Consider the following 26,104-nt stretch of genomic DNA (forward strand, 5'->3'; position numbering starts at 1 on the left):
AGGAAACAGTCATGTCTATCTGGTTCAACGACGAATTCCCCCTGGCCTATGTCAACGAGCGTGGCAGCAACACGCTGAACGCCAACCTCGGCATCGAGATCACCGAAGCCGGTGAAGACGTGCTCAAGGGCCGCATGCCGGTGGACGAGCGTACGGTCAACCCGGCCGGCGTGCTGCACGGTGGCGCGTCCATCGTGTTCGCCGAAACCCTCGCGTCCTGGGCGTCGACCTTTGTCGTCGACCCGGCCCGCCAGCAGTGCGTAGGGCTGGACATCAACGGCAACCACCTGCGCCCGGCGATGGCCGGCGGCATGGTCTACGGCGAGGCACGCCCCGAATTGCTGGGCCGCAAGACCCAGGTGTGGACGGTGCGCATCCATGACGAGGCCGGCAAGTTGGTCTGCGTGTCGCGCGTGACCATGGCCGTGCTGGACAAGCCCAGTCTGTATTGAGGAGCCAGCCATGACATTTCAGGTACAGATCCAGCCGGTCGGCCTGGCCTACGAGCTGGCGGCGGACAGCAGCATCCTCGATGGTGCGCTCGCCGATGGGTTGATGCTCAAGCACAGCTGCCGCGAGGGCACCTGCGGCTCCTGCAAGGGCAAGGTCCTGAGCGGCGATGTCGATCATGGTGACAGCCCGCTGGAAGTGCTGACCGAGGCCGAGCGGGCCGAAGGCCTGGCGCTGTTCTGCTGCGCCCGGGCGATGTCCGATCTGGTGATCGAGGCGCCCGAGGTGACCGAGCTGCGCGGCATCAGTATCCAGCAGACCGCTGCGCGGGTGATGAGCATCGACAAGGTCAGCCATGACGTCGCGGTGCTGCGCCTGGCGCTGCCGCCGGCGTCGACCTTCGCCTATTACCCGGGCCAGTACGTGCAGGTGTTGCTCAAGGATGGCGGGCACCGCAGCTATTCGATGGCGACCGTGACGCCGGTGGACAACCAGCTCGAGCTGCACATCCGCCACATGCCCGGCGGGCTGTTCAGCGGCTTCGTCTTCGAGCAGCTCAAGCCCAAGACGTTGCTGCGCCTGGAAGGCCCGTATGGTTCGTTCTTCCTGCGCGACAGCGAGCGGCCGATGATCTTCCTCGCCAGCGGCACCGGCTTCGCGCCTATCCAGGCGCTGTTGGAGCAACTGCGTGCACGCGGTGACAACCGCCGGCCGGTCTACCTCTACTGGGGCGGGCGGCAGCGGGCGGATCTCTACCGGCATGAGCAACTGCTTGCCTGGGAAGCCGAGCTGCCCTGGCTGCGTTACACCCCGGTGCTCTCGGAACCGCAGGCCGGGTGTGACTGGCAGGGCGCCACCGGATTCGTCCACCAGCAGGTGCTCAAGGACTTCCAGAGCCTGAAGGACTTCGAGGTCTACGCCTGTGGCGCGCCCATCGTGGTCGATTCGGCGCGGCGCGACTATGTCGCCCAGCGGCAGCTGGACGAGGCGAACTTCTACGCGGACGCCTTCGTCTAGGGGCTGTTGACGTTTCGCCTTAACGGGCCTCTTTGAGGCCATTGCGGACGTTCGACCTTTGCGTTTCATGACGCGCCGATTGGTGGGCTAAAGCCCACCCTACAGAGTTACACCCCCGCGTAGGGTGGGCTTCAGCCCACCAATTGCGGTGTCCGCTTGTGCCTCGAAGAGGCCATCCATGCCAGAGCCTCAACAGACCCTGGCGCTTCGGCGTTGTGCTGTTGGCTGTGCCGCATAACAAAAACAAGAGAGTCCCATGCTCATACTCAGAAAACTGCGTATCACCACTCGCATCGGCTTCCTGGCCATCGGCATGGGTGTGCTGATCATCTGCCTGGCCACCTGGTTGGGCACGGTGCTGCACCGCACATTGCTCGAGGAAAAGATGACTGGTGTCGACACGGCGCTGGAAACCGCAGGCAATGTGCTCGACCACTACGCCCGGCAGGTCGAGAACGGCTACATGAGCCTGGAGCAGGCGCAGCGCGAGGCGGCCGAAGTGGTAGGGACGATCCGCTACCTGGGCGGCTATTACCTGCTGATTCTCGACCTGGACAACCGCATGGTCATGCACCCGACCGAGCCCGCGCTGGTCGGTAAGCAACTGGCGGACTTCAAGGACAAGAACGGCAAGCCTTTTTCTCGGCAGATGGTGGAGGGCGCCCGTGACCACGGCAAGGCGGTCATTGACTACTACTTCCCGCGCGACAACGGCGCGGAGCCGGAATACAAAGTGTCGCAGGTGCGCCTGTTCAAGCCCTGGGGCTGGGTGATCGCCAGCGGCATCTACCCCAGCGATGTGCAGGGCGTGGTCAACCGGGTGCTGGTGGCGCCGGTGGTCGTCAGCGTGTTGGTGTTGCTCGGCCTGGGACTGTTTGCCTGGCTGCTGATCCGCAGTATCACCCGTCCGCTGCGCGAAACCGTTGAGGCGCTGAGTGGCGCGGTCAATGGCCAGACCGATCTGACCTTGCGCCTGTCCACCGTTGGCAATGATGAACTCGCGCAACTGGGGCGCAGCTTCAACAGCCTGATCCAGGCGGCCCATGAGATCAGCCGGGGCATGACGCAGGCCAGCGGTCAGGTGTCGCGCCTGAGCGAAGACCTCGACGAGATTACCGCCGTGGCCCAGACCGGTATGGAGCGCCAGCAGCTCGAGACCGACAGCCTGGTGACGGCCATGACCGAGATGGTGGCCACCGTGCAGGATGTGGCGCGCAATGCCTCGGTGGCAGCGGATGCGACGCGCCAGGCCGAAGAGCAGGCCAGCGATGGCCAACAGATCGTCGAGGCCACCATCGAGTCGATTCGTGAGCTGGTGGACGCGCTGGCTTCAACCCATGAGGTGGTCGAGCAACTGGCGGCCGACTCCAGCCAGGTCGGCAGCGTGCTGGATGTGATCAGCTCGATCGCCGAGCAGACCAACTTGCTGGCCCTCAACGCCGCCATCGAGGCGGCGCGGGCGGGCGAGTACGGGCGCGGCTTTGCCGTGGTCGCCGACGAGGTACGGACCTTGGCCCAGCGCACGCAGAAGTCGACCCTGGAGATCAAGCAGATCATCGAGCGTGTGCAGGACGGTGCGCGCGATGCGGTCGAGCGGATCGGCGCCAACGTCGAGACGGCCCGGCAGCCGGTGGCCACCTCGGCGCGTGCCGGCAGCGCTCTGGAACTGATCACCTCATCGGCCTCGACCATCAGCGACATGACCCTGCAGATCGCCAGTGCTGCCGAACAGCAGGCGGCGACGGCGGATGAGATCAACCGCAGTATCGCGCGCATCCACGAAGTGGCGGCGGTGAGCGGCGCATCGATCGGCAAGACCCGGGGTTCCAGTGATGCCCTGCGTGAGCTGTCGGCGGTGCTGCATGAGCAAGTCGAGCAACTTCGCGTATGAAGGGCGCAATTTCGCTACTTTCGGACTAGGACCTTCGCTACCCAAGTAGCATGGGGCCGGCCCGGCCACCTTCCTAGAATGACCCCACAAGCAATAGATGTATGTATGGGGTAGGGCGGATGCGGCAAGGGCAATCGGAATACGTGGTGACCGCCGTATCGTACGCCCGCGAGGCAGAGGAAGCGGCCCAGGAACTGGCGCGTCAGTTGATGCACCCGCACCTGGGCTTTGTGCTGTTCTTCTGCTCTGCCGAGTATGACCTCGATACCCTGGGCCCGACCCTGGAAGCGTATTTCGGCGGCATCCGCATGATCGGCTGCACCACGGCCGGCGAGATCACCCCGGAAGGCTATGGCCAGGGCTGCATCAGCGCCATCGGCTTCGATCACCGCAGCTTCTCCATCGCCAGCGTGCTGATCGACGAGATGGACCGGTTCAACCTGATCGACGCCCAGCAGCTGGTCGAGCGCCTGGTACAGGATTGCCGCAGCAACGCGCTGGCGCCGATCAAGGGCCATACCTTCGGCCTGACCCTGCTCGACGGCCTGTCCAGCCGCGAGGAAGTGGTCCTGGCCGCACTCAGCGCAGCGCTGGGTAACATTCCCCATTTCGGCGGCTCGGCTGGCGACGATAACCACCTGACCTGTACCCACGTGTACTGCGATGGCCAGTTCCACAGCGGCGCAGCGGTGGTGGTGCTGTTCAACACCTGGCTCGAATTCGAGGTGTTCACCACCCATCACATCGACCCGCGGGAAGAGAAGCTGGTGGTCACACACGCCGACTCCCAGTCGCGCCGTGTGCTGGAGCTCAATGCCGCACCGGCTGCCGAGGAGTACGCCCGCCTGATCGGCGTGCCGCGCGCCGAGTTGGACATGCGCACCTTCGCCGCGCATCCGCTGGCGGTGCGCATCAATGACCAGTACTACGTGCGGGCCATCCAGCAGGTCAATGCCGACAACAGCCTGACCTTCTACTGCGCCGTGGAGAACGGCATCGTCCTCACGGCGATGACGCCCGGCCCGCTGATGCCCAACCTGCAGCAGTTGTTCCAGCGCCTGCGCACACGCCTGGGCGAGCCCTTGCTGACCATCGGCTGCGACTGTGTGCTGCGGCGCCTGGAAGTGTCGGGTGGTAGCAACCTGAACGAAGTCTCCGAGTTTCTCCGCGAGCAGCGGGTGATCGGCTTCAACACCTACGGGGAGCAGTTCAATGGCATGCACATCAACCAGACCTTCACCGGGGTTGCCATTGGACGTCCAGAACACTGCCAGGACGACTGAACTCGAAGCCCGGCTGGCCGCGCTCGAGGCGGAGAATGCCCGGCTGCGGACCATCAACGCCGCGCTGATCGAGCGGGTCGAGTCCGGCCATTCGCTGCGCTCCGATGGCTACGCAGCCTTCCAGCACTCGGTGGTGCTGGCCGAGCAGGTGCGCGAGCGCACCGACGCGCTGAACCAGGCGATGACCGAGCTGAAGTCCAGCAACCACCTGCTCAGCGATGCACGCCTGCGCGCCGAAACCGCCCACCAGCACCTGATCGATGCCATCGAAAGCATCTCCGACGCCTTCGTGCTGTTCGACCGCGACCAGCGCATCGTCTTGTTCAACAGCCGCTTCAAGGAACTCTGGTCACGCACCCGTGCACGGGTCGCCAGCGGTACGCGCCTGTCGGAAATCAAGCGCCTGGCGGAAAGCTCCGGGCTGATCGTCGAGGAACAGCGCGGGCGCGGCGAGGACCACATGGTCTATCGCCTGATGAACGGGCGCTGGGTGCAGGTCAGCGAGCGACCAACCCGCGAAGGCGGGCTGGTGATCCTCTACACCGACATCACCGAGCTGAAGCAAAGCGAGACCCAGCGCCGCGAACAGGCCCTGGCGCAGAACTCGCGCCTGCTGCAACGCGCCGTGGACAACCTCTCCCAGGGCATGGCGATGGTCAATGCCGAGGGCGCGCTGGAGCTGTGGAACCACCGTTTCCTCGAACTCTGCGGCCTGGCGCCCATCGAGGCACACCGACCGTTTGCCGAGGTGATGAGCGAGAGCGAGTTGCCCCTGCTGACCCCGGACAGTCGCGACGAATACGGCGCGCCCCTGCGTGAGCTGGAGCAGCGCCTGTTCGATGGGCGCATGCTGGAAGTGCGTACCCACCCGTTGCCCACCGGCGGCTTCGTCAACACCTTCACCGATATCACCGAACGCTTCCGCCAGGCCGAAGCCCTGAGTGAGAGCGAGCGCTGGGTGCGCCTGATCACCGACCACGTGCCGGCGCTGATCGCCTACCTCAACGCCGACCTGATCTACGAGTTCACCAACAAGGTCTACGAGGAGTGGTACCACTGGCCGCACGGCGGTCTGCTGGGCCAGAGCCTGCGCGAGGTGCACAGCGAGGAACACTGGCGGCGCCTGGAACCCTACATGGAGCGCGCGCTGTCCGGGGAGAGTGTGACCTTCGAGATGGCCGAGACCAACTTCATCGGCCAACAGCGCTACATGCTGCGCTCCTATGTGCCGAACCGCCAAGCCAGCGGCGAGGTGGTCGGCCTGTTCGTGCTGATCCGCGATATCACCGAGCGCCGGCGCACGTCCGAGGCGTTGCACCAGGCCTATCAGAACCTCGAGCTGCGAGTGCGTGAACGCACCGCCGAACTGACCAGCCTCAACCGCCAACTGGTCGGCGAGATCGACGAGCGCACCCGCGTCGAATCGCGCCTGCGCGAGGCCAAGCAGGAAGCCGACCAGGCCAACCTGTCGAAGACCAAATTTCTCGCGGCGGTCAGCCATGACCTGCTGCAACCGCTGAACGCGGCGCGCCTGTTCACTGGCGCACTGCTCGAGCAGCGCCACAATGAGGCCAGCCACGGGCTGATCCGCAACGTCAGCAACTCGCTGGAAGACGTGGAAAATCTGCTCGGTACCCTGGTGGACATTTCCAAGCTGGATGCCGGGGTGATCAAACCGGATATCTCCAGCTTCGCCGTTGGTGACCTGCTGGACAACCTGGCCGCCGAATTCCGCCAATTGACCATCAGCGAAGGACTGGTGCTGGCGTTCGTGCCCAGCTCGGCCTGCGTGCGCAGCGATATCCAGCTGCTTGCGCGAATCCTGCGCAACCTGTTGACCAACGCCATCCGCTACACGGCCAAGGGCCGCATTCTGCTGGGCTGCCGACGCCGTGGGCACGCGTTGTCCATCGAGGTGTGGGACACCGGCATGGGCATTGCCGACGACAAGCTGACGGAGATATTTCAGGAGTTCAAGCGCGGCGAAGGCCAGCGCCACCAGGACCGTGGCCTGGGCCTGGGCCTGGCCATCGTCGACAAGATCGTGCGTATGCTCGGTCACCGTATCCGCGTGAAGTCACAGCTCGGACGTGGCTCGATGTTTGCCATCGAGGTGCCGCTGACCAAGCGCGCCAGCGTGCTGCGTCAGGCGCCGGAGGTGTTGCCTATGGCGGTGGAGTGCCTGCAGGGCGCACGGGTCTGGGTGCTGGATAACGACGCGGCGATCTGCGCCGGGATGCGTACGCTGCTCGAAGCCTGGGGCTGCGAGGTGGTCACCGCTCTATCCGAGGACGACCTGGCGCGACAGGTCGACAACTACCACGCCGAAGCCGATGTGCTGATCGCCGACTACCACCTCGACGATGGCCGCGACGGTGTGCAGGCCGTCACCGACATCAACGCCCGCCGCGCCGAACCACTGCCTGCGCTCATGGTGACTGCCAACTACAGCAACGAACTCAAGCAGCACCTGCGCGAACTCGGCCATACGCTGCTGCACAAACCGGTCAAGCCGATGAAGCTGAAAACCACCTTGAGCCATCTGTTGATGCAGGGGCGCCGGTAGGGGGCAAAAGCACGGCGCTTGGATGTCCGTAGGGTGCGTCGTGTGCCCCTGAGCTAGGCAACGTACGTGTCAGGCCTTGGCCTTGATCAGCAATATCAACGCAATACCACCAAGCACCGCAACGCTGGCCGTCAACAGTTGCAGGCTAAGCTGCTCACCGAGCAGCAGGCTGCCGGCGATGGCCGCAATGATCGGGACGCTGAGCTGTACGCTGGCTGCCTGCATGGCTTTCAGGTGGGGCAGCGCGGCGTACCAGATGGCGTAGCCGATGCCCGAGGCGAGGGCGCCGGAGAGCATCGCATAGAGCGCGCCCAGGCCATCCCAGCTCAGGTGGGCGTAGTACAGCGCGGCCAGTGGCAGCAGTGCCGGCAGGCTGCGCAGAAAGTTGCCGGCTGTGGCGGCCAGTGGGTCCGTGCTGCCACGCCCCAGTAGCGAATAGAAGGCCCAGGCCACGCCAGCCAGAACCATCATGGCGGCGGCTTTGGGCTGTGGCGCATGGGCTCCTGGCAGCAGCAGGAACAGCAGGCCGCCGATGGCCAGCAGTAAACCGAGAATCTGTAGTGGTCGCAAACGCTCACCTTGCAGCCAGCCATAGCCGATCATGCTTGCCTGTACCGCACCGAACAGGATCAGTGCCCCGGTACCTGCGTCCAGGTCGACGTAGGCGAAGGAGAAACCAGCGGCATAACCGAACAGCGCCAGGGCCGAGCGCCAGTTGCCCTGAAGCTGGCCCTTGCCGCGCAGCAGCACCAGCAGGCACAGCACCAGGGCACCGGAGGCGAGGCGGATGGCAGTGAAGCTGGCCGGGTCCAGTTGGCTGTCGCGCAGGGCGACCCGGCAGAGTACGGAGTTGCCGGCGAATGCCAGCATAGCCAGGGTGGTGAAAACGACGATCCGCAGCATCAGCGGCGTAGGTAGGCTGCGAAGTCGATATCACCTGCCGAGAGAATGGCTTGCACCCGATTGTGCACGTTGAGCTTGCGCAGGATTGCCGAGACGTGGGCCTTGACCGTGGTCTCGGCGATGTCGAGGTTGTAGGCAATCTGTTTGTTCGATTCGCCCTTGGTCATGCGCTCGAGCACCAGCAGTTGCTTGCGTGTCAGTGCCTGCAGCAGTTCCGGCGGAATGGTTGGCTCGTTCTGCGTGCGACGCGTTGGATTCTTCTGGGTGCGGATGATGTCGGAGGGCAGGTAAACGTTGCCGTTGAGGATCTGCTCGATGGCCTCGGTCATCTGTGCGCGCGGCGAGGACTTGGTGATGAAGCCGACCGCGCCATAGGTAATGGCTTGCAGCACGATCTGCTTGTCCTGCTCGGCGGAGACGATCACCACCGGGATGGTTGGCGCCTCGTTGCGCAGGTTGATCAGGCCGCCCAGCCCATGCATGCCCGGCATGTTCAGGTCGAGCAGGATCAGGTCGAGGTCGTCGTGTTCCTGGGTCAGCGCCAGGGCGCTGTCCAGATCGGCGGTTTCCATGATCTGGCTGTCGGGAAACCCGTCGCGAATGACGTTATGAATCGCTTCGCGAAACAGCGGGTGATCGTCGGCAATCAGTATCTTGTACATGGTCTTTGACCTCTTTCTTATGATTATCGTGTCGTAGGGCAGCGTATCGGGGGCGCATGTTTCAGGGCATGGGCACAGGTTCGGCCGGGACCAGCGACATGCCTGCCTGTTGCCAGGCATCGGTGCCGTCACGGTACCAGTACAGACGTGTGTAGCCCAGTGTCCGGGCACGTTTGATGGCGTTCCAGGACAACCAGCAATCGGACTTGCAATAGAACACCAGTGGCCGGTCCCTGCGCTGCTCGCTTAGGCGGGCAAGGTTGTCTTCGAAATAGGTCTGCCAGCGTGGCTCCAGGCTGCCGTCACCGGTATTGGCCAACCAGGCGCTGCCCGGCAGGTTGGTGTGTGCGGGGCGGTCGGCGATGAAGCGCTCGTTGAGCCATTGCTGGCGGAATACGTCGATCAGCACGACCTGTGGCTCGTCACGCAGCAGTTGTTGCAGGGCTGGTGTGTCCACGGTCTCTGCGCCTTCGACACTCGCCGGTGTCGGGCTGCGGTACTGGCCCTGGCGGTAGCCGTCGGCGTTGAACAGCTCCGTCGGCTCGGCGGCGAGCAGCGGACCACAGAGCAACCCCAGGCAGAACAGGCTGGCGCGCAAGGGCAGGGTGATCGACTTTCGCATGGCTGTATTCCGAGTCGATTTTATTGGGGGTCTGGCTTGTGCGGCGGTGTTGAATGTCGCGCGCGCAGTAAGCCAGCCATGGGTCATTAGAGCCATAAGTGGGGGTACCTGGGAATGCTACGTTGGGGAGGGTGGATTACTACCAAAGTACTGGTTTCTACAATCGACTCAGCAAGGGCTGTGGCAGATCAGCGCTCAGGTTCGCTGCCCAAGGCATCCGGCAGATTAGCCAGTGTCTGTGCCGCTCTCTCATCACGCCATTGGCTGGCGCATACGCTCAGGCGCGCGCGGGTGTCTTCGCCACGTTCAGCGGCCAGGCGTGCATAGAGGCAAGGTAGGCGCTGACTGCTGACCAGCATGGCGTTGCGCAGGGCAGGTTCGGGTGGTGTGGCGTTGAGGGCCATGCCACTGCCAAGCAGAACCGGGACCAGGCCTGCCAGAAGCAGTTTCATCGAGGGCCGCCAGGGACAAGGGCACTTTGCAGCACACTGCCACGCGTCATGGCTTGGTCAACGGCATACAGGTCGGTCGCCACCAGGCTGGCGCAGCCTATGGCACTCAGGTAAAGCAGGAGGTACGTGGCGTAGAACGGCATGGTCCAGACTTCCTGATTGTTTTTTCACCAGCATAGAAAGCATGGCCTTCCTGGGGAATATGCAGAAAGTACCAGTCTGCCGATACCTAGGTCGTAAAAATGTCCTGATGTGGAATCAAGGCTGACTCTGCGGGCAGTCATGTTCTCTGCACCTTGATCCAGGTATTCCCATGCGATGTGAACGTCTTCGTCTTGCTGATGAAGCGACATTGCCGCACTTCATCGCTTGGGTGATCATGGCACCATCGTCGGCAGTACATTCAAGGAGTGAGCATGAAACATTCAATCGTCGCCTGTGCCTGCATGGCGTTGCTGTGGGCTGGGGCGAGTGTCGCGGAGGAGGCGGCTCCATCGGCGAGTAGCCTTCGTGATTCGGCCAAGAGCACCATGTCCACCGCCATCAGCGCCGGCAAGAATCTCATGGGTGGGTTGACGGAAGGCGTGACCGAGGGACGCGAAGCGGCAGAAGGCGCCGATGGTGCGACGAGTATTTCTACCTTCGAACAACTGGAAGGGCTCGGGACCGTGGATCTGCTGCGGGTCGAGTCACAAGAGGGGGGCGTGGTGGCGACGCTGGGCTTCAAGAACCAGTCGGACAAGCCACTGCGTTTGATCAACCTGACCCAGACTGGTGCCTTGATCGCTATCGACAAAGATGGCTATTCCAGTGCCTTGCAGGTGGGGTTGGTCAATCCGGACCATGTGACCATTCCCGCCAAGGTTGGGGTGCGGCAGAAGTTCATTTTCGACAGTGAAGGCGAGGAAGTGCAGGCGATTCGCCTGTGGGGACGCGACTTCAACGTGAAGAAATAGCCTGGTGCCGAGCCAGGAAAGGCTCGTATTCACGTAATTCGCCTGATAGTTCTTTCGCATGTGGAAGCACACTACGCGCGTGACTCGCGGGCATGGCCCGCTCCCACGCTCTAGGCGCTCTGACTTACATGAATGGTATTAGCGCAGGCGTCAGGCTATCGCCTGATCACCGTGAGTGCGATCAGGCGTGACACCACCAGGGCCAGGTACATGACGCCGGCGAACTCCTCGATCATGACCAGGGAGCGAGCCATGGGCGTAATCGGCACGATATCGCCCAGGCCTACGCCGGAGAGGGTGGTGAAACTGAGGAATAGCAGTTCCATCCAGCTGCGCGCAGCCTGTGGGTCGAGCATCGCGGTGAAGCTGCCCGGGATCAGCAATTGGCAGAAGGTGTAGAGGTGCGCGAAGGCCCAGGCCAGCAGGGTGAAGGTCGCACCGGCGGCATACAGCTCATCGGTGGTCGCGCGCTGATCCTGGTTCATGTAGATGATCAGGCTGGTCGCCGCATAGAAATAGAACACCGCCTCCAGTATCGCGATCAGCCACTCGAGAAACAGGCTGGGCATCAGTACGTCGATCAGTGACAGCACCAGCACGAACAGCGCCAGCAGCGCGGCGATCCAGGTCTGCGCTGCACTACGCTTGACCACATGCAGTGCCAGCCCGAGTACCAACAGGCCGAAGGCACCGAACAGTGCGCGACCTATCGGCGTGTCTTCCATCCAGGGATAGAGCAGTACACCGAGCAACTGCACGAACAGCAGGCCAGCGGAGGGGTGGCGGCGCACGTAGGTGATGGGCAGCATGGGCTTCCTGCTGTGTCTACAGCCTGTGGGGTGACTCACCAGCAGTGTAGGGCAGGTTTCCGGGTTTTAGCCGACCAGCCGACGTACCTGTTCCAGGGCCTGGCGTTCGCGCTCCGGCCAGTTGCCGCCGATATCGACGTAGGCCTGGTTACGTTGCTGCAACCAGTCGCGGCAGTTTTGCTGAAAGCACAGACGATCGGCCAGATCGGGTTGGCAGCGCTGACCATCGCTTTCCCACTCGACATCCAGCGGTGAGAGCAGCAGGTGCAGATCGTAATGACGAGCCAGCAGTTCCGGCTCCAGCCAGGCCGGACAGTCGCGAAACAGGGCTCGGCTCCAGAGGATGTTGCTGAGCAGGTGGGTATCGAGAATCAGCAGGGCCGGCGTGCTTGCGCGCGCTGCATCTTCCCAGGCCAGTTGGCCACGGGCGATAGCGGGTATATCCGCCAGGCAGGTATCGCGCTGTTGCTGCTCGATGAAGTGGCGCACGTACTCGCCGACCACCACGCCGCCGAAATGCGCTTGCAGACGCTGGGCGAGAAATGTCTTGCCGCTGGACTCGGGGCCGGTCAGCACCACGACGTTCATCGGGCGGGCTTCCAGGCTGCATGCCACTCGCGTAAGCCAAGCAGGGCCAGAGCGGTGAATACGCCATATAGCCCGGCGGTCAGCCAGTAGTCCTGGAAGGCGAAGAACACGACATAGAGCACATCGATCACGATCCACAGCAGCCAGCACTGCCAGCGTTTGAGCGCCATCCACAGCTGGGCGAGCAGGCTGAAAGCGGTTAGCAGGGCGTCTGGCCAGGGATAAATGGCTTCGGTGAAGGTTGCCATGAGCAGCCCCAGTAGCAGGCCAAGCGCCAGGGCTACGCTCAGCCCGGTCAGGATCTCGGTACGACTGGTGTTGCTGACCGGCCGCCGTCCACTCTCGTCCACGCCCAGGCGCCATTGCCACCAGCCGTACACCTGCATGGTGGCGAATACGCCGTGCAGCAGCACCAGCGAATACAGGCGGGCATCGAAGAAAAAGACCGCGTAGAGCAGCACCATGACCAGGCCGATAGGCCAGCACAGGGGATTCTGGCGCACGGTCAGCCAGACAGCGACGATGCCCAGGCCCGAGGCGAGCAGTTCGATGGGTGTCATTCGGTGGTGAGGCGTTTGAGATGGCTCATGCTGGCAGGTCTACCAACCGCGTTGGTCAATCATAGAGACAGAGTACCAGTCCGCACTGTTCGCCTGGACGCGAACAGTGGCTGCTTGCTCCTCCTGCTCATGAGTGCGCCAGTCAGTCGTCGTAGCCCAGATTTGGCGCCAGCCAGCGTTCGGTGACGGACAACTCCTGCTGTTTGCGCGCGGTGTAGCTTTCCACCTGATCCTTGTCGACCTTGCCCACGGCGAAGTACTGCGCCTCGGGGTGGGCGAAGTACCAGCCGGAGACCGCAGCGGCGGGGAACATGGCGTAATGCTCGGTGAGGAACACGCCGCTGCGTCCGGCCTTGTCGAATTCAGCCTGCGGGTCGAGCAGGGCGAACAGGGTCTTCTTCTCGGTGTGATCAGGGCAGGCCGGGTAGCCGGGAGCCGGGCGGATGCCCTTGTAGGCCTCCTTGATCAGCTCCTCGTTGGTCAACTGCTCGTCCGGCTCGTAGCCCCAGTAATGCTTGCGCACTTCCTGGTGCAGCCACTCGGCACAGGCTTCGGCGAGGCGGTCGGCCAGCGCCTTGACCATGATCGAGTTGTAGTCGTCGCCCGCATCCTGATAGGCCTTGGCCACTTCCTCGGCGCCAATGCCGGCGGTGGTGATGAAACCTCCGACATAGTCGGTCACGCCGCTGCCCTTGGGGGCGACGAAGTCGGCCAGGCACAGGTTCGGCTTGCCGTCCGGCTTGATGATCTGCTGGCGCAGGTGGTGCAGGCGAGCCAGGGGCTGGCCGTCGTCGCCATAGACTTCGATGTCGTCATCCTCGACCTGGCTGGCGGGCCAGAAACCGAAGAGCGCCCGGGCGCTGATCAGCTTCTCGTCGATCAACTTCTTCAGCATCGCCTGGGCATCGGCGAACAGCGCCGTGGCGGCTTCGCCAACCACCTCGTCGGTGAGGATGCGCGGGTACTTGCCGGCCAGGTCCCAGGAGATGAAGAAGGGCGTCCAGTCGATGTATTCGGCGAGCACCGAGAGGTCGATGTCGTCGAGTACCTTGGCGCCGGTGAAGGTCGGTGCGGTCGGCTGGTGGCCGCTCCAGTCGAACTTCGGCTTGTTGGCCACGGCAGCGGCGTAAGGCAGGCGCTCGGTGCGCGCACTGCGTGCGGCGGTGCGCTCACGCACCTCGACGTATTCGGCGCGGGTCTTCTCGACGAACGCCGGTTTCATTTCCTTGGACAGCAGCTGGGTCGCCACGCCCACGGCCCGCGAGGCGTCGGTGACGTAGATCACCGCGTCGTTCTGGTATTTGGGTTCGATCTTCACCGCGGTATGGGCTTTGGAGGTGGTGGCGCCGCCGATCATCAGCGGCAGGGTGAAGCCCTGGCGCTGCATCTCGCGGGCGACATGCACCATCTCGTCGAGCGACGGGGTGATCAGGCCGGACAGACCGATGATGTCGCACTTCTCGGCAATTGCCGTCTGCAGGATCTTCTCTGCCGGCACCATCACACCGAGGTCGACGATGTCGTAGCCGTTACAGCCCAGAACCACGCCGACGATGTTCTTGCCGATGTCGTGTACGTCGCCCTTGACCGTGGCCATGAGGATCTTGCCCTTGGCCTCGGGTTTGTCACCTTTTTCCGCCTCGATGAAGGGGATCAGGTGCGCCACTGCCTGCTTCATCACCCGAGCGGATTTCACCACCTGGGGCAGAAACATCTTGCCCGAGCCGAACAGATCGCCGACCACGTTCATGCCACTCATCAATGGGCCTTCGATGACCTCGATGGGGCGCGCGCATTGCTGGCGGCATTCCTCGGTGTCTTCGACGATGAAGGCGGTGATGCCTTTGACCAGCGCGTGTTCCAGGCGCTTGTCCACCGGCAGCGAGCGCCATTCCTCGTTCTCGACTTCCTTGACGCTGCCATCGCCCTTGTACTTGTCGGCGATGGCCAGCAGGGCTTCGGTGCCTTCCGGGGTGCGGTTGAGGATCACGTCCTCGACGGCATCACGCAGCTCCTTGGGAATCTCGTCGTAGATTTCCAGCTGGCCGGCGTTGACGATACCCATCGCCAGGCCATTCTGGATCGCGTAGTAGAGGAAGACCGAGTGGATAGCCTCGCGCACCGGGTTGTTGCCGCGGAACGAGAACGATACGTTGGACACACCGCCCGAGCTCAGCGCGTAGGGCAGGTTGTCACGGATGTAGGCACAGGCGTTGATGAAGTCGACCGCGTAGTTGTTGTGCTCCTCGATACCGGTCGCCACGGCGAAGATGTTGGCGTCGAAGATGATGTCTTGCGGTGGGAAACCGACTTCGTTGACCAGGATGTCGTAGCTGCGCTGGCAGATTTCCGCCTTGCGCGCTTCGGTGTCGGCCTGGCCGGCTTCGTCGAAGGCCATCACCACCACGGCAGCGCCGTAGCGCTTGCACAGGTGGGCATGGTGCTTGAACTGCTCGACACCTTCCTTCATCGAGATCGAGTTGACGATGCCCTTGCCCTGGATGCACTTGAGGCCGGCTTCGATCACGTCCCATTTGGACGAGTCGATCATGATCGGCACGCGGGAGATGTCCGGCTCGCCGGCGATGAGGTTAAGGAATTTCACCATCGCCGCCTTGGAGTCGAGCATGCCCTCGTCCATGTTGATGTCGATCACCTGGGCGCCGGCTTCCACCTGCTGCAGGGCGACTTCCAGGGCTTCGGTGTAGTTCTCCTCGCGGATCAGCCGGGCGAACTTGGCGCTACCGGTGATGTTGGTGCGCTCACCGACGTTGACGAACAGTGAGCTGCGATCGATGGTGAATGGCTCGAGGCCAGACAGGCGGCAGGCCTTGGGGATCTCAGGGATGACGCGTGGCGGGTACTTGGCCACGGCCTCGGCGATGGCCTGGATATGCGCCGGTGTGGTGCCGCAGCAGCCGCCGATGATGTTGAGGAAGCCACTCTGGGCGAACTCCTCGATGACCGCAGCGGTTTGTGCCGGGGTTTCGTCGTACTCACCAAAGGCGTTGGGCAGGCCGGCGTTGGGGTGCGCGGAGACATGGGTGTCGGCCTTGGCCGCGAGCTCGGCCAGGTAGGGGCGCAGGTCAGCGGCACCGAGGGCGCAGTTGAGGCCCACGGAAATCGGATTGGCGTGGGCGATCGAGTTCCAGAAGGCTTCGGTGGTCTGGCCGGACAGGGTGCGGCCGGAGGCATCGGTGATGGTGCCGGATATCATGATCGGCAGCTCGATGCCGATTTCTTCGAACACGCCCTGCACGGCGAAGATCGCCGCCTTGGCATTGAGGGTGTCGAAGATGGTTTCGATCAGGATCAGGTCGGCGCCACCTTCGATCAGGCCTTTGGTCGCCTCGGTGTAGTTTTCCACCAGTTCGTCGAAGGTGACGTTGCGGTAGCCGGGATCGTTGACGTCCGGTGAGATCGAGCAGGTACGGCTGGTCGGACCGAGCACGCCGGCGACGAAGCGCGGCCGGTCCGGGGTTTCCAGGGTCTTGGCATCAGCCACGCTGCGCGCCAGGCGTGCACCCTCGACGTTCAGCTCATACACCAGCGCTTCCATGCCGTAGTCGGCCTGGGACACTTGCGTGGCGTTGAAGGTATTGGTCTCGAGGATGTCGGCACCGGCATCCAGGTAGGCTTTCTCGATGGCGCCAATGATGTCCGGGCGGCTGAGGATCAACAGGTCATTGTTGCCTTTGACGTCGCTCGGCCAATCGGCGAAGCGCGCCCCTCGATAGTCTTCTTCTTCCAGCTTGTAACTCTGGATCATGGTGCCCATGCCGCCGTCGAGGATCAGGATGCGCTCCTTCAGGGCTTGCTGGAGGGCGGACAGGCGAGCGGCGCGATCGGACATGGGAAGAACTACCTGAGAATGCAGCTGAAACAGGGGCCGCATGATAGCAAAGCTGAGGCCGCTCTAAGCGCCTTGGTGCTGTGCATGAATTTCATTCATGTTGAAGGGTTTGTTGCTCGGCAAACAGCGCTCTACTTTAAAAGATGCCCGGGCAACCTACTGCCAGGCATGTGGGATGCCATAGAATGCAGGACCACTTCCATGGAGGGCGCTGGCCGATGACCAGCCGACTGTTGTTCGCCGTAGTTGTTTGTCTGACGAGTGTCTGGTCGCAAGCCGAACCCATTTCCTACAGCCGGGATATCCAGCCGATCCTCACGGCCAAGTGCGTAGCCTGTCATGCCTGCTATGACGCGCCTTGCCAGCTCAACCTGGGCAGTGATGAAGGGATTTTGCGTGGTGCGAGCAAGGTGCCGGTCTACGACGGTGCGCGCACCAAGGCGCAGCCGACGACCCGCCTGTTTCTCGATGCCCATGGCGAAGCCGCCTGGCGGCGCAAGGGATTCGCTTCGGTGCTGGACAGCCAGGACGATCAGGTCGCACTGATGGCGCGCATGATCGAGCTGGGTCGCAGCAATCCGCCCGAGCCGAATGCCAAGCTACCGGCGGACCTTGACCTCTCCATTTCCCGAGAAAACCAGTGCCCGCTACCGGGCGAATTCGATGAATACGCGAAGAAATTCGCCCATGCCGGTATGCCGTTCGCCGTTACCGGCCTGAGCGATGACGAATATGCAACCGTGCAGGGCTGGCTGGAGCAGGGCGCTCCGGTGGACAGTTCGGAGCTGAAACCCAACGCGGCGGAGCAGAAACAGATCGCCGATTGGGAAGCATTGCTCAATGCCCGCGGGGCCCGTGAGGTATTGGTCGGGCGCTGGCTGTATGAACACCTGTTCCTCGCTCACCTGTATTTCGAAGGCGGCGAGCGCGGGCATTTCTTCCAGATGGTCCGTTCACGCACGCCGAGCGGTCAGCCCATCGACCCGATTGCCACGCGCCGGCCGAATGACGACCCGGGCAATGATTTCTACTACCGCCTGTGGCCCATCCAGGGTGTGATCGTGCACAAGACGCACATCACCTATCCGCTCAGCGCGAAGAAGCTGGCACGGGTGAAGTCGCTGTTCTATGCGGATAACTGGACGACCGATCAGGTGCCGGGCTACGGCCTGCAGCGCCGCGCCAACCCGTTCGAGACCTTTGCCGCGATCCCGGCGCAGGCGCGTTACCAGTTCATGCTGGATAACGCCGAGTACTTCGTGCGTACCTTCATTCGCGGGCCGGTGTGCCGTGGCCAGATCGCCACGGATGTGATTCGCGACAATTTCTGGGCGCTGTTCCAGGCACCGGAGCGAGACCTGTACATCACCGATGCCGATTACCGCGCCGAGGCCACGCCGCTGCTGTCCATGCCGGGCCAGCTGGATGAAATCGGCGATTTGCTTGGCCTGTGGCACAGCTACCGCAACAAACGCAACGAATACGAGGACCTGCGCCGGGATGCGTACTCCGATGCCCCGGCGCCGAGCTGGTCGACACTGTGGGCGGGCAATGACAATGCGCTGCTGTCGATCTTCCGCCAGTTCGACAGCGCGTCGGTGCGCAAAGGGCTGATCGGTGAGATTCCACAGACCATCTGGTTGATGGATTACCCATTGCTGGAGCGCACCTATTACCAACTGGTGGTCAATTTCGACGTGTTCGGCAACGTGTCGCACCAGGCGCAGACGCGTTTGTACTTCGACCTGATCCGCAACGGCGCCGAGCTGAATTTCCTGCGCCTGATGCCGCCGGAGTCACGCCAGGGCTATCTGGATGACTGGTACCAGAACAGTGGCAAGTTGAAGATGTGGCTGGATTACACCGAGGCCGACATGGATAAGCCGACCGGGTTCATCTGGACGAGCGGTGACCCCAAGCGTGCCTTCGCCGAAGCGCTGATCGAGCGTTATGCCGACATCAATGCCCGTCCTGACCCGATCAACCGCTGCTCCGGGGCGCATTGCTATCGCAACGGGCTATCGCCTTTGCTGCGCAGTTCCGAGCAGGCGCTCAGCCGCCTGACGAAGCGCCCGGCTGCCGGGTTGAAGGTCATCAGGCAGCTCCCGGAAGCGACCATGCTGCGCATCGAACTGCCAGACGGCAAACGTGAGGTCTACAGTGTGTTGCGCAATCGTGCTCACAGTAACGTGGCCTTCATGGCCGGTGAGTCGCTGCGCTATCAGCCAGGGCTGGATACCTTGACCGTCTATCCGGGGGTACTCAGCAGTTACCCTAACTTCATGTTCAACCTGCGCGGCGAGGAGGTTCCCGAGTTTGTGGCCGCCATGGAGCAGGCGCGTGATCAGGCTGCTTTCGACAAGATTGTCGAGCGCTGGGGCATTCGCCGCAGCCACCCGGACTTCTGGCGTTATTTCAATGATCTCAGCGCCTATATTGGCGAAACCGAGCCGATCGAAGCGGGTGTGCTGGATATGAATCGCTACCAGAACCTATAAGAACCTGTTTACGATCTTCTGACTGTCGGCGCATACCGCGTTAAAACCAACCTTGTCTGGTTCTAATTCAGAAGATCGTGACAGGCCCTAAGGGCAGAGCTGCGCTGGATCACTTGAGCGGTGATCCAACGCAGTTGAGGATTATTCCTACTAAATTACTAGGACTTTATCCATGCCCTTGACTGGCGTACACTGCGCCCATGTTTGCGAGGAGTTGCCATGAGCGCCATCACCATTACCCCTGCTGCCCACGATTATCTGGCTGACCTGCTGAGCAAGCAGAACACCACCGGGATCGGCATTCGCGTGTTCATTACCCAGCCAGGCACCCAGTATGCGGAAACCTGCATCGCCTACTGCAAGCCGGGTGAGGAAAAGGTCGAAGACACGGCGTTGTCACTGCCCAGTTTCACAGCCTGGATCGATGCGGTCAGCGAGCCGTTTCTCGAGGATGCGGTTGTCGATTACGCCACTGACCGCATGGGCGGCCAGCTGACCATCAAGGCACCGAATGCCAAGGTTCCGATGGTCAACGAAGACAGCCCGATCAACGAGCGCATCAACTATTACCTGCAGACCGAGATCAATCCCGGTCTGGCCAGCCATGGCGGCCAGGTCAGCCTGATCGACGTGGTCGATGAAGGCATTGCCGTGCTCAAGTTCGGCGGGGGGTGCCAGGGCTGTGGCCAGGCTGACGTCACGCTCAAGGAAGGCATCGAGAAGACCTTGCTCGAACGTATTCCCGAGCTCAAGGGCGTGCGTGATGTTACTGACCACAGTGACCGCGAAAACGCGTACTACTGAGTGGTAACGGCGTAAAACAAGGCGACTTCGGTCGCCTTGTTCGTTTCTGAAGCTTGCGTTTCTTCGCAAAATGCCGATATACCCATACGGTAATGGCATATTGCTATGTTCCTATTGGGTGAAAAGTGGTTTCTTGTGCCGCGCCTCTGTCCGGATACCCATCCACCAGGTGCCGACAGCCCTGGATAAGGGCGGGTAAAAGCAAGAAAAACCAGGAAAATCTGCTACATGTCGATAGGTCTTGAGGGGTTGGCGGTGTCCACACTTTCCCTGCTTGTCTGTGATGATTCGAACATGGCACGCAAACAACTGCTGCGTGCCTTGCCTGCAGAATGGCCGGTGACCGTTACCCAGGCTGCTGATGGCCAGGAAGCGCTCGGCTTGCTGCGCCAGGGAACCTTCGACGTTCTGCTGCTGGACCTGACCATGCCGGTTCTCGACGGCTATGGTGTGCTCGCGGCCATTCGTGCAGAAGGCTTGCCGTGCCAGGTCATCGTGGTGTCCGGGGATGTCCAGGAGGAGGCCGTCAGGCGCGTCATGGAACTGGGCGCGTTGGCTTTCCTGAAGAAACCTGCCGACCCCGCGCAACTGAAGCAGACGCTTTTGCAGCTTGGCTTGCTGGCGCCCGGTGGCGCGGTCCAGGCACGTGGGGCAATCAGCGAGCCCATGGTGTCGTTTCGAGATGCCTTCCGCGAGGTCATCAATGTCGCCATGGGGCGTGCGGCGGCATTGCTGGCGCGCGTACTGGGCGTGTTCGTGCAGTTGCCGCTACCCAACGTCAATATCCTCGAAGTGGGCGAGTTGCATATGGCGCTGGCCGACGCCCAGGTCGGCGACGGTCTGACCGCGGTCTGTCAGGGCTACATCGGCGGTGGCATCTGTGGCGAAGCTCTGCTGATCTTCCATGACTCCGAAGTGGCCGACATGGCCAAGCTCATGCATTGGCAAGACGATCAGTACTCCTCCATGGAGATGCTCCTGGACATGTCCAGTGTGCTGATCGGCGCGTGCCTCAGTGGCATCGCCGAGCAGATCAATGTGAAGTTCTCCCAGGGCCATCCGCAGATACTCGGCGAGCATGCCTCGATCGATGAACTGATCCGCCTCAACCAGCAGCGCTGGCAGAAAACCCTGGCCGTGGAAATCAGCTACAGCATCGAGGGCTATGACATCCACTTCGACCTGCTGCTGTTGTTCACCGAGGACTCGGTGCCGCTGCTGACCCACAAACTCGCCTACCTGATGGGGTAATGCATGGCCACGAATATGGATCTCAACGAGTTTCATTGGCTGCTGGCCATCGTGCAGAGCATCGATGTTGGCGTGGTGGTGCTGGACCGTGATTACCGCGTGGAGGTCTGGAACAGCTTCATGGAAAACCGCTCCGGGCGCCGACCGGAGGATGCCTTGCAGAAGTCATTCTTCAGCCTGTTTCCCGAGGTGGAAGAGCGCTGGTTCCGGCACAAGGTGGAAAGCGTCGTCACCCTGGGCACGCCGGCTTTCACCATCTGGGAGCAGCGGCCTTATCTGGTGCGGTTCAAGAACTACCAGCCGATTACCGGCCAGGAAGATTTCATGTACCAGAACACCACCATCCTGCCGCTGCAGGCGACCAACAGCCAGATCGAGCACGTTTGCCTGATCATCTATGACGTGACCGATGTGGCGGTGAACAAGCACCAGCTGGAGTCGGCCAACAATCAGCTCAAGCACCTGTCGCGCACCGACCGCCTGACCGGCCTGAACAACCGTGGCCATTGGGAGGAGGAACTCAAACGCGAGTATTCCCGTCACTTGCGTTATGGCAATACCGCGGCCCTGGTGATCTTTGATATCGACCATTTCAAGAAGGTCAACGATACCTACGGGCACCAGGCAGGTGACCGGGTGATTCAGACGGTGGCGGATGTGGTGCGCCATGAAATTCGCGATACCGATATTGCCGGTCGGTATGGCGGCGAAGAGTTCGTCATCCTGCTACCAGACAGTGGCCTCGAGAAGGCCCGCCTGTTTGCCGAACGCCTGCGTGTAGCGATCGAAGAGCAGCGGGTCAGCCATGATGGGCACGTCATCCCCTTTACCATCAGCCTGGGTATTGCCGAGATGACGCCTGACTGCACCGACCACAAGCAACTGATCGAGAGAGCTGATCACGCGCTGTACAACGCCAAGCGCAATGGGCGTAACCAGGTCAGCGTGCACGGCAGCTGACCTGACCTGAAGCGAGGCGGTTTACCAGTATTTCGGGTAACGCCCACTGCGCGTAGCGTTGTTGTAGAACAGGGCGACCAGTACCAGCAGTGCCGCGCCGATCAAGGTGGGGAACAGCAGAAAGCTCCAGCCTGGTTGAGCGAGGAAGATGATCACCGGGTTGGAGCCGGCTGGCGGATGCACGGTGCGGGTCAGCATCATCAAGGCGATGGCACTCCCAACGGCCAATGCCAGGGCCCAGCCGTGGGGGCCACCGACATGAAGGCAGACCAGACCCACCAGCGAGCTGATCACATGCCCGCCGATCACATTGCGCGGCTGCGAAAAGGGCAGGTCGGGAAAGCCGAAAACCAGAACGCACGAAGCCCCGAAAGACCCCAATAACAGGGTCATCGACAGGGCATCCCCGGCACTGGCGACGCAGCCAATGGCCAGCGCACCGCCGAGCCATGCCAGGGCGATCTGACGCAGGCTGGCACGAGGTGGAAGAGCCACGGCATCACCGCGAAATTTGCGTATTAGGAACAGCATGGAAAGTTCTCCGGGCATGGTTCGGGGATGCAGGCCAGCGGGGCGCCCAGGCTATGGTCTGCGCGGCACATCCTGCATGGTTGGAATCTTTTGATATTTCGCTTTAACTCATTGAATCGGATAGAAATATAGTCCGATACAGCCCTTGAAACGGGCCTCTTTGAGGCAGGTGCGGACATTCAACTTTTCCGTGTCATGACGCACCAATTGGTGGGCTAAAGCCCACCCTACGTAGGGTTCAGGCTCTGTAGGGTGGGCTTCAGCCCACCAGCTTCAGTGTCCACAACTGCCTCGCTCCGGCCATCCATGTCGAAACGTCAACAGAGCCTACTGATGCATACAACCACCCGGCTTGTGAGTGCGCACTTTGGAGGCAGGGTTGTCGACGAGCTCATGGGGCGGGCGTATGGGCCGGCGCAGCAACTCGCCCGAGCAGTTCGGGCAACACAGCTGTAAGGCTTGTGCGCAGGCGAGGCAGAAGGTGCATTCGAAGGAGCAGATGAGCGCCTCGGTCGAATCGGCAGGCAGATCACAATCGCAGCACTCGCAACCCGGGCGCAGTTCAAGCATGGCGTTTCCCCTGCGAGGCGTTGCCGAAGCGCTCGGCGTATTCCTGAGGGCTGATGGACAGGTACTTGTGAAAGGTGCGCCGCAGGTTTTCCGGATGACCGAAGCCAGTCAGCCGCGCCACGGTACTGATCGATGCCTGGGCGTCCTGCAGCAAGGCCCGGGCGGCTTCCAGGCGGACACGCTCGACATAGCGCCCCGGGCCGACACCCAGTTCATGGGTGAACGCCCGCGACAGGCTGCGCGGTGACATTCCGGCCTTGCCAGCCAGTACCTCCAGCGACAGGTCTTCCCCCAGGTGCGCCGGAATCCAGTCGAGCAGCGTGGCCAGCTTCGGCGTACGGCTGGGTTCCGGTACCAGCAGTGCGCTGAACTGCGCCTGCCCGCCTGGGCGACGGAGGAACAACACCAACCGGCGGGCAACGGCGAGGGCCATGCTACGCCCAAGGTCCGCTTCTACCAGCGCCAGCGCGAGATCGATTCCGGCGGTGACGCCAGCAGACGTGAAGACGTGCCCATCACCGTCGTGATCGTCGGGGTCGTAGGTGTGCAGGCAGTTGGCGTCGACCTTGACTCCCGCGTAGCTGCGCAATGCATCGGTATCCGCCCAATGGGTGGTAACACGGCGCCCGGCGAGCAGGCCGGCGGACGCGAGGATCAGCGCGCCGGAGCATACCGAGCCAAAGCGCCGGATCTGCGGTTCAGCCTTGCGCAACCAGGCCAGTAGCGGCTGATTTTCACATTGCGTGGCTTCACCGATGCCGCCGGGAATCAGCAAGGTGTCCAGGCTGGCCGGGTCCGTTGTGCTCCAGGCCTGTTCGGCCACCAGTTGGAAGCCGGCGGACGTCGCGACAGGGCCGGGCATATCGGCCAGCAGGCGCAAGCGGTAGACGGCCGGTAAGCCTTGGCGTTCGCACTCGACATTGGCCGAGGCGAACACCTGCAGGGGGCCGGTGACATCCAGGCTCATGACATCGGGGTAGATCAGGCTGGCAATGGTTCTGGCGGCGTCCATGAGGCAGGCTCGGCATGGGGATGGATGCAGTGTGTCTGTCGTCCCCTATGGTCACAAGGACAATAAGCCCACAGATATTGCCAATCAGGCGTCGTTCAGCCGTTCAAGAAAACGCATCAGCATGCTTTCTTCTTCACGCAGGCCCTTGCGTACGCCACCTGCGCGGATAGCGGCCAGCTCGCCCGCAAGGAAGGCTTCGATCACGGCGGGATGGATGTAGCACTTGCGGCAGATGGCCGGGGTGTTGCCCAGTTGCTTGGCCACCTGTTTAACGATCTCCACCACCTCCTGCCGGGTGTTGCCGCCAGATGCCAGTGCTGCCTCATGCATGCGCTGCAGGGCCAGGGCCGTACCGGCCCAGGTCCGGTAGTCCTTGGCCGTGAAATCGCTGCCGGTGTGGGTCTGCAGGTACGAATTGACGTCCGCAGAGTTCACCGCCCGGCGTTCGCCATTGTCATCGAGGTACTGGAACAGGTGCTGGCCGGGCAGCTCCATGCAGCGGCGGACCACGCGAGCCAGGCGAGGGTGGTTGAGGCTGACCTCATGTTCGATGCCGCTTTTGCCCCGAAAGTGGAAGCGGATCGAATTGCCGGCCACATCGACATGGCGGTTGCGCAGGGTGGTCAGGCCGAAGGACTTGTTCTCCCGCGCGTACTGCTGGTTGCCGACGCGAATCAGTGTCGAATCGAGCAGGGCGACCACCGTGGCCATGACTTTATCGTGGCCGTGATCGCGCAAACGCAGATGCTGGTCGACCTGTTCGCGCAGCTTGGGCAGCGCACGGCCGAAATCCAGCAGGCGCTCGTACTTGTCGCTGTCGCGGATTTCCCGCCAGCGTGGGTGGTACCGGTACTGCTTGCGCCCGCGCGCATCGCGCCCCACGGCTTGCAGATGACCTTGTGGGTCGGCGCAGATCCACACGTCGCTGTAAGCCGGAGGAATAGCCAACTGGTTGATCCGGCGGATTTCCTCTTCGTCACGAATGCGCTCGCCCTCGGTATTGAAGTAGGCGAATGTGCCACGCAGCTTGCGCCTGCGAATGCCCGCCTGGCGGTCGTCAACGTAATGCAGGTCAGGCGGCAACGCGGGGCAGAGCAGGGTGCCGGTATCACCCGCTTCGCTCTCGGGGACGGGGCGAGTGCCCTTGGCCAACGGTGGTGCATTGGCAGTCATCGGCTACGCTCCCGCTCCAGTGCTTCGCTCCACAAGGTAGTGCGGCAGCGAACACAGGCGGCGGACTGGCCGGCGACCAGCACCTGGGTGTTGCCACAATGTGTGCAGGCATACAGACCTTTGGTTGGGGGGAGGTGGAAGGTCGCACGCAGGGGATCGGGTAACACCGAGAGGCCTGGGCGGGTGTCGCCGGCATCCTGGAAATACAGGCTGACGTCACCGTTGACCTCGAGAATGCCCAGGCGCACCTGACCCAGGTGCTCGACACCGGCCTGGCGCAGCTCCATGTAGAACTCGTCGCTGGAGATGTTCTGCTCGGCGAGCACAGGCAGCTCATAGACGCCATCGCGGATGATCACCACCGGCTGGCCTTCGACCCAGCTACCAAAACGCGCGCTGCGTTTCATCAGGGTGGTGGTCAGGCGATAGAGCAGGAGCAGGGTGGCGAATACCACCACGATGGGCAGCAGCGGCACGTCTTCGTAGAAGGCAACATCACCGGCAGCCGAGCCCAGTGTCAGGATCACCACGACTTCGAAAAGCGACAGCTGGCGTACACCGCGCCTTCCGGAAATCTTCAGGAAGATGAAGACAGCGAGGTAGGCAAACAGCACACGCACTGCGACTTCCCCGAGAAAGGCCGCGGGAACCTCATCCAGGAGCATACGCTGCCAGTCGAACGCTTCCATGCAG

At 62.4% G+C, this 26,104-nt stretch carries 23 protein-coding genes and 2 pseudogenes; 11 read left to right on the forward strand and 14 right to left on the reverse strand.

Annotated elements, in window-relative coordinates; translation table 11 throughout:
- Positions 1-11: 11 nt before the first annotated feature.
- From ACWPW0_RS10185 to nahK, 6 genes and pseudogenes are all read left to right on the forward strand, one after another.
- A complete protein-coding gene (locus ACWPW0_RS10185) occupies positions 12-452 on the forward strand; it encodes a PaaI family thioesterase (RefSeq protein ID WP_454255255.1) in 441 nt (146 codons plus the stop codon).
- Between the two features lie 10 nt (positions 453-462).
- Entirely contained in the window at positions 463-1,467 is a 1,005-nt protein-coding gene (locus tag ACWPW0_RS10190; RefSeq protein WP_454255256.1) for a CDP-6-deoxy-delta-3,4-glucoseen reductase, read from the forward strand.
- Between the two features lie 385 nt (positions 1,468-1,852).
- A pseudogene (locus ACWPW0_RS10195) lies at positions 1,853-2,500 on the forward strand (cache domain-containing protein); the annotation flags it as partial.
- Positions 2,501-2,761: 261 nt separating this feature from the next.
- A pseudogene (locus ACWPW0_RS10200) lies at positions 2,762-3,358 on the forward strand (methyl-accepting chemotaxis protein); the annotation flags it as partial.
- A 119-nt stretch (positions 3,359-3,477) separates the two neighbouring features.
- Positions 3,478-4,641: a nitric oxide-sensing protein NosP gene (gene nosP / locus ACWPW0_RS10205; RefSeq protein ID WP_447592096.1), complete on the forward strand. Its 1,164-nt coding sequence runs from the start codon at positions 3,478-3,480 to the stop codon at positions 4,639-4,641.
- Entirely contained in the window at positions 4,571-7,207 is a 2,637-nt protein-coding gene (gene nahK / locus ACWPW0_RS10210) for a hybrid sensor histidine kinase/response regulator NahK/ErcS' (protein ID WP_447722265.1), read from the forward strand. Before nosP ends, nahK begins: the two co-directional genes overlap by 71 nt.
- Before the next feature lie 69 nt (positions 7,208-7,276).
- Here the strand turns inward: nahK and ACWPW0_RS10215 are convergent, their stop codons facing one another.
- The 5 genes from ACWPW0_RS10215 to ACWPW0_RS10235 all read right to left on the reverse strand — a co-directional run bounded on the left by ACWPW0_RS10215 (position 7,277) and on the right by ACWPW0_RS10235 (position 9,989).
- Entirely contained in the window at positions 7,277-8,110 is an 834-nt protein-coding gene (locus ACWPW0_RS10215; protein WP_454255257.1) for a DMT family transporter, read from the reverse strand.
- Positions 8,110-8,772, reverse strand: a complete 663-nt coding sequence (locus tag ACWPW0_RS10220; RefSeq protein WP_447592094.1) for a response regulator — start codon at positions 8,770-8,772, stop codon at positions 8,110-8,112. The genes ACWPW0_RS10215 and ACWPW0_RS10220 overlap by 1 nt, the downstream gene beginning before the upstream one ends.
- A 61-nt stretch (positions 8,773-8,833) precedes the next feature.
- Positions 8,834-9,394 carry a PQQ-dependent catabolism-associated CXXCW motif protein gene (locus ACWPW0_RS10225; protein WP_454255258.1) on the reverse strand — a complete coding sequence of 187 codons (561 nt, stop codon included), beginning with the start codon at positions 9,392-9,394 and terminating at the stop codon, positions 8,834-8,836.
- 188 nt (positions 9,395-9,582) lie between these two features.
- Complete coding sequence (locus tag ACWPW0_RS10230) at positions 9,583-9,846, reverse strand: hypothetical protein (RefSeq protein ID WP_447592092.1); 264 nt, start codon at positions 9,844-9,846, stop codon at positions 9,583-9,585.
- Positions 9,843-9,989 carry a hypothetical protein gene (locus ACWPW0_RS10235; protein WP_447592091.1) on the reverse strand — a complete coding sequence of 49 codons (147 nt, stop codon included), beginning with the start codon at positions 9,987-9,989 and terminating at the stop codon, positions 9,843-9,845. Before ACWPW0_RS10235 ends, ACWPW0_RS10230 begins: the two co-directional genes overlap by 4 nt.
- A 273-nt stretch (positions 9,990-10,262) precedes the next feature.
- Between ACWPW0_RS10235 and ACWPW0_RS10240 the strand changes: the two genes are divergently transcribed.
- Entirely contained in the window at positions 10,263-10,802 is a 540-nt protein-coding gene (locus ACWPW0_RS10240) for a hypothetical protein (protein ID WP_454255259.1), read from the forward strand.
- 155 nt (positions 10,803-10,957) lie between these two features.
- Here the strand turns inward: ACWPW0_RS10240 and ACWPW0_RS10245 are convergent, their stop codons facing one another.
- From ACWPW0_RS10245 to metH, 4 genes are all read right to left on the reverse strand, one after another.
- A complete protein-coding gene (locus tag ACWPW0_RS10245; RefSeq protein WP_454255260.1) occupies positions 10,958-11,611 on the reverse strand; it encodes a potassium channel family protein in 654 nt (217 codons plus the stop codon).
- A gap of 66 nt (positions 11,612-11,677) precedes the next feature.
- On the reverse strand, positions 11,678-12,199 hold the full coding sequence (locus tag ACWPW0_RS10250; RefSeq protein ID WP_454255261.1) for an AAA family ATPase: 522 nt from the start codon (positions 12,197-12,199) through the stop codon (positions 11,678-11,680).
- The gene (gene pnuC / locus ACWPW0_RS10255; RefSeq protein WP_447592085.1) at positions 12,196-12,759 is read right to left on the reverse strand and encodes a nicotinamide riboside transporter PnuC; all 564 of its coding nucleotides are present in this window, start codon (positions 12,757-12,759) and stop codon (positions 12,196-12,198) included. The genes ACWPW0_RS10250 and pnuC overlap by 4 nt, the downstream gene beginning before the upstream one ends.
- Before the next feature lie 142 nt (positions 12,760-12,901).
- The gene (metH, locus tag ACWPW0_RS10260) at positions 12,902-16,612 is read right to left on the reverse strand and encodes a methionine synthase (protein WP_447592084.1); all 3,711 of its coding nucleotides are present in this window, start codon (positions 16,610-16,612) and stop codon (positions 12,902-12,904) included.
- A gap of 218 nt (positions 16,613-16,830) precedes the next feature.
- Between metH and ACWPW0_RS10265 the strand changes: the two genes are divergently transcribed.
- From ACWPW0_RS10265 to ACWPW0_RS10280, 4 genes are all read left to right on the forward strand, one after another.
- The gene (locus tag ACWPW0_RS10265; protein WP_454255262.1) at positions 16,831-19,110 is read left to right on the forward strand and encodes a fatty acid cis/trans isomerase; all 2,280 of its coding nucleotides are present in this window, start codon (positions 16,831-16,833) and stop codon (positions 19,108-19,110) included.
- A 219-nt stretch (positions 19,111-19,329) separates the two neighbouring features.
- Complete coding sequence (gene nfuA / locus ACWPW0_RS10270) at positions 19,330-19,914, forward strand: Fe-S biogenesis protein NfuA (RefSeq protein WP_447592083.1); 585 nt, start codon at positions 19,330-19,332, stop codon at positions 19,912-19,914.
- Positions 19,915-20,169: 255 nt separating this feature from the next.
- The gene (locus ACWPW0_RS10275) at positions 20,170-21,165 is read left to right on the forward strand and encodes a response regulator (RefSeq protein WP_454256723.1); all 996 of its coding nucleotides are present in this window, start codon (positions 20,170-20,172) and stop codon (positions 21,163-21,165) included.
- A 3-nt stretch (positions 21,166-21,168) separates the two neighbouring features.
- A complete protein-coding gene (locus ACWPW0_RS10280) occupies positions 21,169-22,125 on the forward strand; it encodes a diguanylate cyclase (RefSeq protein WP_454255263.1) in 957 nt (318 codons plus the stop codon).
- A gap of 21 nt (positions 22,126-22,146) precedes the next feature.
- On the opposite strand, the gene ACWPW0_RS10285 is transcribed toward ACWPW0_RS10280, so the two are convergent.
- The 5 genes from ACWPW0_RS10285 to ACWPW0_RS10305 all read right to left on the reverse strand — a co-directional run bounded on the left by ACWPW0_RS10285 (position 22,147) and on the right by ACWPW0_RS10305 (position 26,100).
- A complete protein-coding gene (locus ACWPW0_RS10285) occupies positions 22,147-22,656 on the reverse strand; it encodes an HPP family protein (RefSeq protein WP_447592080.1) in 510 nt (169 codons plus the stop codon).
- Between the two features lie 327 nt (positions 22,657-22,983).
- Positions 22,984-23,226, reverse strand: coding sequence for a DUF1272 domain-containing protein (locus ACWPW0_RS10290; RefSeq protein ID WP_454255264.1), 243 nt, complete (start codon positions 23,224-23,226; stop codon positions 22,984-22,986).
- Positions 23,219-24,238: a GlxA family transcriptional regulator gene (locus tag ACWPW0_RS10295; RefSeq protein WP_454255265.1), complete on the reverse strand. Its 1,020-nt coding sequence runs from the start codon at positions 24,236-24,238 to the stop codon at positions 23,219-23,221. The genes ACWPW0_RS10290 and ACWPW0_RS10295 overlap by 8 nt, the downstream gene beginning before the upstream one ends.
- Positions 24,239-24,322: 84 nt before the next feature.
- Complete coding sequence (locus ACWPW0_RS10300; protein ID WP_454255266.1) at positions 24,323-25,411, reverse strand: DNA topoisomerase IB; 1,089 nt, start codon at positions 25,409-25,411, stop codon at positions 24,323-24,325.
- Positions 25,408-26,100 carry a DUF421 domain-containing protein gene (locus ACWPW0_RS10305; RefSeq protein WP_454255267.1) on the reverse strand — a complete coding sequence of 231 codons (693 nt, stop codon included), beginning with the start codon at positions 26,098-26,100 and terminating at the stop codon, positions 25,408-25,410. The genes ACWPW0_RS10300 and ACWPW0_RS10305 overlap by 4 nt, the downstream gene beginning before the upstream one ends.
- Between the last annotated feature and the right edge of the window lie 4 nt (positions 26,101-26,104).

It is taken from the genome of Pseudomonas sp. Marseille-Q8238 (genome assembly GCF_965111915.1).

What these genes read in the sequence shown, in the direction of transcription:
- ACWPW0_RS10185 (WP_454255255.1), top strand. Translation starts at nt 12, where the DNA reads ATGTCTATCTGGTTCAACGACGAATTCCCCCTGGCCTATGTCAACGAG.
- ACWPW0_RS10190 (WP_454255256.1), top strand. Translation starts at nt 463, where the DNA reads ATGACATTTCAGGTACAGATCCAGCCGGTCGGCCTGGCCTACGAGCTG.
- nosP (WP_447592096.1), top strand. Translation starts at nt 3,478, where the DNA reads ATGCGGCAAGGGCAATCGGAATACGTGGTGACCGCCGTATCGTACGCC.
- nahK (WP_447722265.1), top strand. Translation starts at nt 4,571, where the DNA reads ATGGCATGCACATCAACCAGACCTTCACCGGGGTTGCCATTGGACGTC.
- ACWPW0_RS10215 (WP_454255257.1), bottom strand. Translation starts at nt 8,110, where the DNA reads ATGCTGCGGATCGTCGTTTTCACCACCCTGGCTATGCTGGCATTCGCC.
- ACWPW0_RS10220 (WP_447592094.1), bottom strand. Translation starts at nt 8,772, where the DNA reads ATGTACAAGATACTGATTGCCGACGATCACCCGCTGTTTCGCGAAGCG.
- ACWPW0_RS10225 (WP_454255258.1), bottom strand. Translation starts at nt 9,394, where the DNA reads ATGCGAAAGTCGATCACCCTGCCCTTGCGCGCCAGCCTGTTCTGCCTG.
- ACWPW0_RS10230 (WP_447592092.1), bottom strand. Translation starts at nt 9,846, where the DNA reads ATGAAACTGCTTCTGGCAGGCCTGGTCCCGGTTCTGCTTGGCAGTGGC.
- ACWPW0_RS10235 (WP_447592091.1), bottom strand. Translation starts at nt 9,989, where the DNA reads ATGCCGTTCTACGCCACGTACCTCCTGCTTTACCTGAGTGCCATAGGC.
- ACWPW0_RS10240 (WP_454255259.1), top strand. Translation starts at nt 10,263, where the DNA reads ATGAAACATTCAATCGTCGCCTGTGCCTGCATGGCGTTGCTGTGGGCT.
- ACWPW0_RS10245 (WP_454255260.1), bottom strand. Translation starts at nt 11,611, where the DNA reads ATGCTGCCCATCACCTACGTGCGCCGCCACCCCTCCGCTGGCCTGCTG.
- ACWPW0_RS10250 (WP_454255261.1), bottom strand. Translation starts at nt 12,199, where the DNA reads ATGAACGTCGTGGTGCTGACCGGCCCCGAGTCCAGCGGCAAGACATTT.
- pnuC (WP_447592085.1), bottom strand. Translation starts at nt 12,759, where the DNA reads ATGACACCCATCGAACTGCTCGCCTCGGGCCTGGGCATCGTCGCTGTC.
- metH (WP_447592084.1), bottom strand. Translation starts at nt 16,612, where the DNA reads ATGTCCGATCGCGCCGCTCGCCTGTCCGCCCTCCAGCAAGCCCTGAAG.
- ACWPW0_RS10265 (WP_454255262.1), top strand. Translation starts at nt 16,831, where the DNA reads ATGACCAGCCGACTGTTGTTCGCCGTAGTTGTTTGTCTGACGAGTGTC.
- nfuA (WP_447592083.1), top strand. Translation starts at nt 19,330, where the DNA reads ATGAGCGCCATCACCATTACCCCTGCTGCCCACGATTATCTGGCTGAC.
- ACWPW0_RS10280 (WP_454255263.1), top strand. Translation starts at nt 21,169, where the DNA reads ATGGCCACGAATATGGATCTCAACGAGTTTCATTGGCTGCTGGCCATC.
- ACWPW0_RS10285 (WP_447592080.1), bottom strand. Translation starts at nt 22,656, where the DNA reads ATGCTGTTCCTAATACGCAAATTTCGCGGTGATGCCGTGGCTCTTCCA.
- ACWPW0_RS10290 (WP_454255264.1), bottom strand. Translation starts at nt 23,226, where the DNA reads ATGCTTGAACTGCGCCCGGGTTGCGAGTGCTGCGATTGTGATCTGCCT.
- ACWPW0_RS10295 (WP_454255265.1), bottom strand. Translation starts at nt 24,238, where the DNA reads ATGGACGCCGCCAGAACCATTGCCAGCCTGATCTACCCCGATGTCATG.
- ACWPW0_RS10300 (WP_454255266.1), bottom strand. Translation starts at nt 25,411, where the DNA reads ATGACTGCCAATGCACCACCGTTGGCCAAGGGCACTCGCCCCGTCCCC.
- ACWPW0_RS10305 (WP_454255267.1), bottom strand. Translation starts at nt 26,100, where the DNA reads ATGGAAGCGTTCGACTGGCAGCGTATGCTCCTGGATGAGGTTCCCGCG.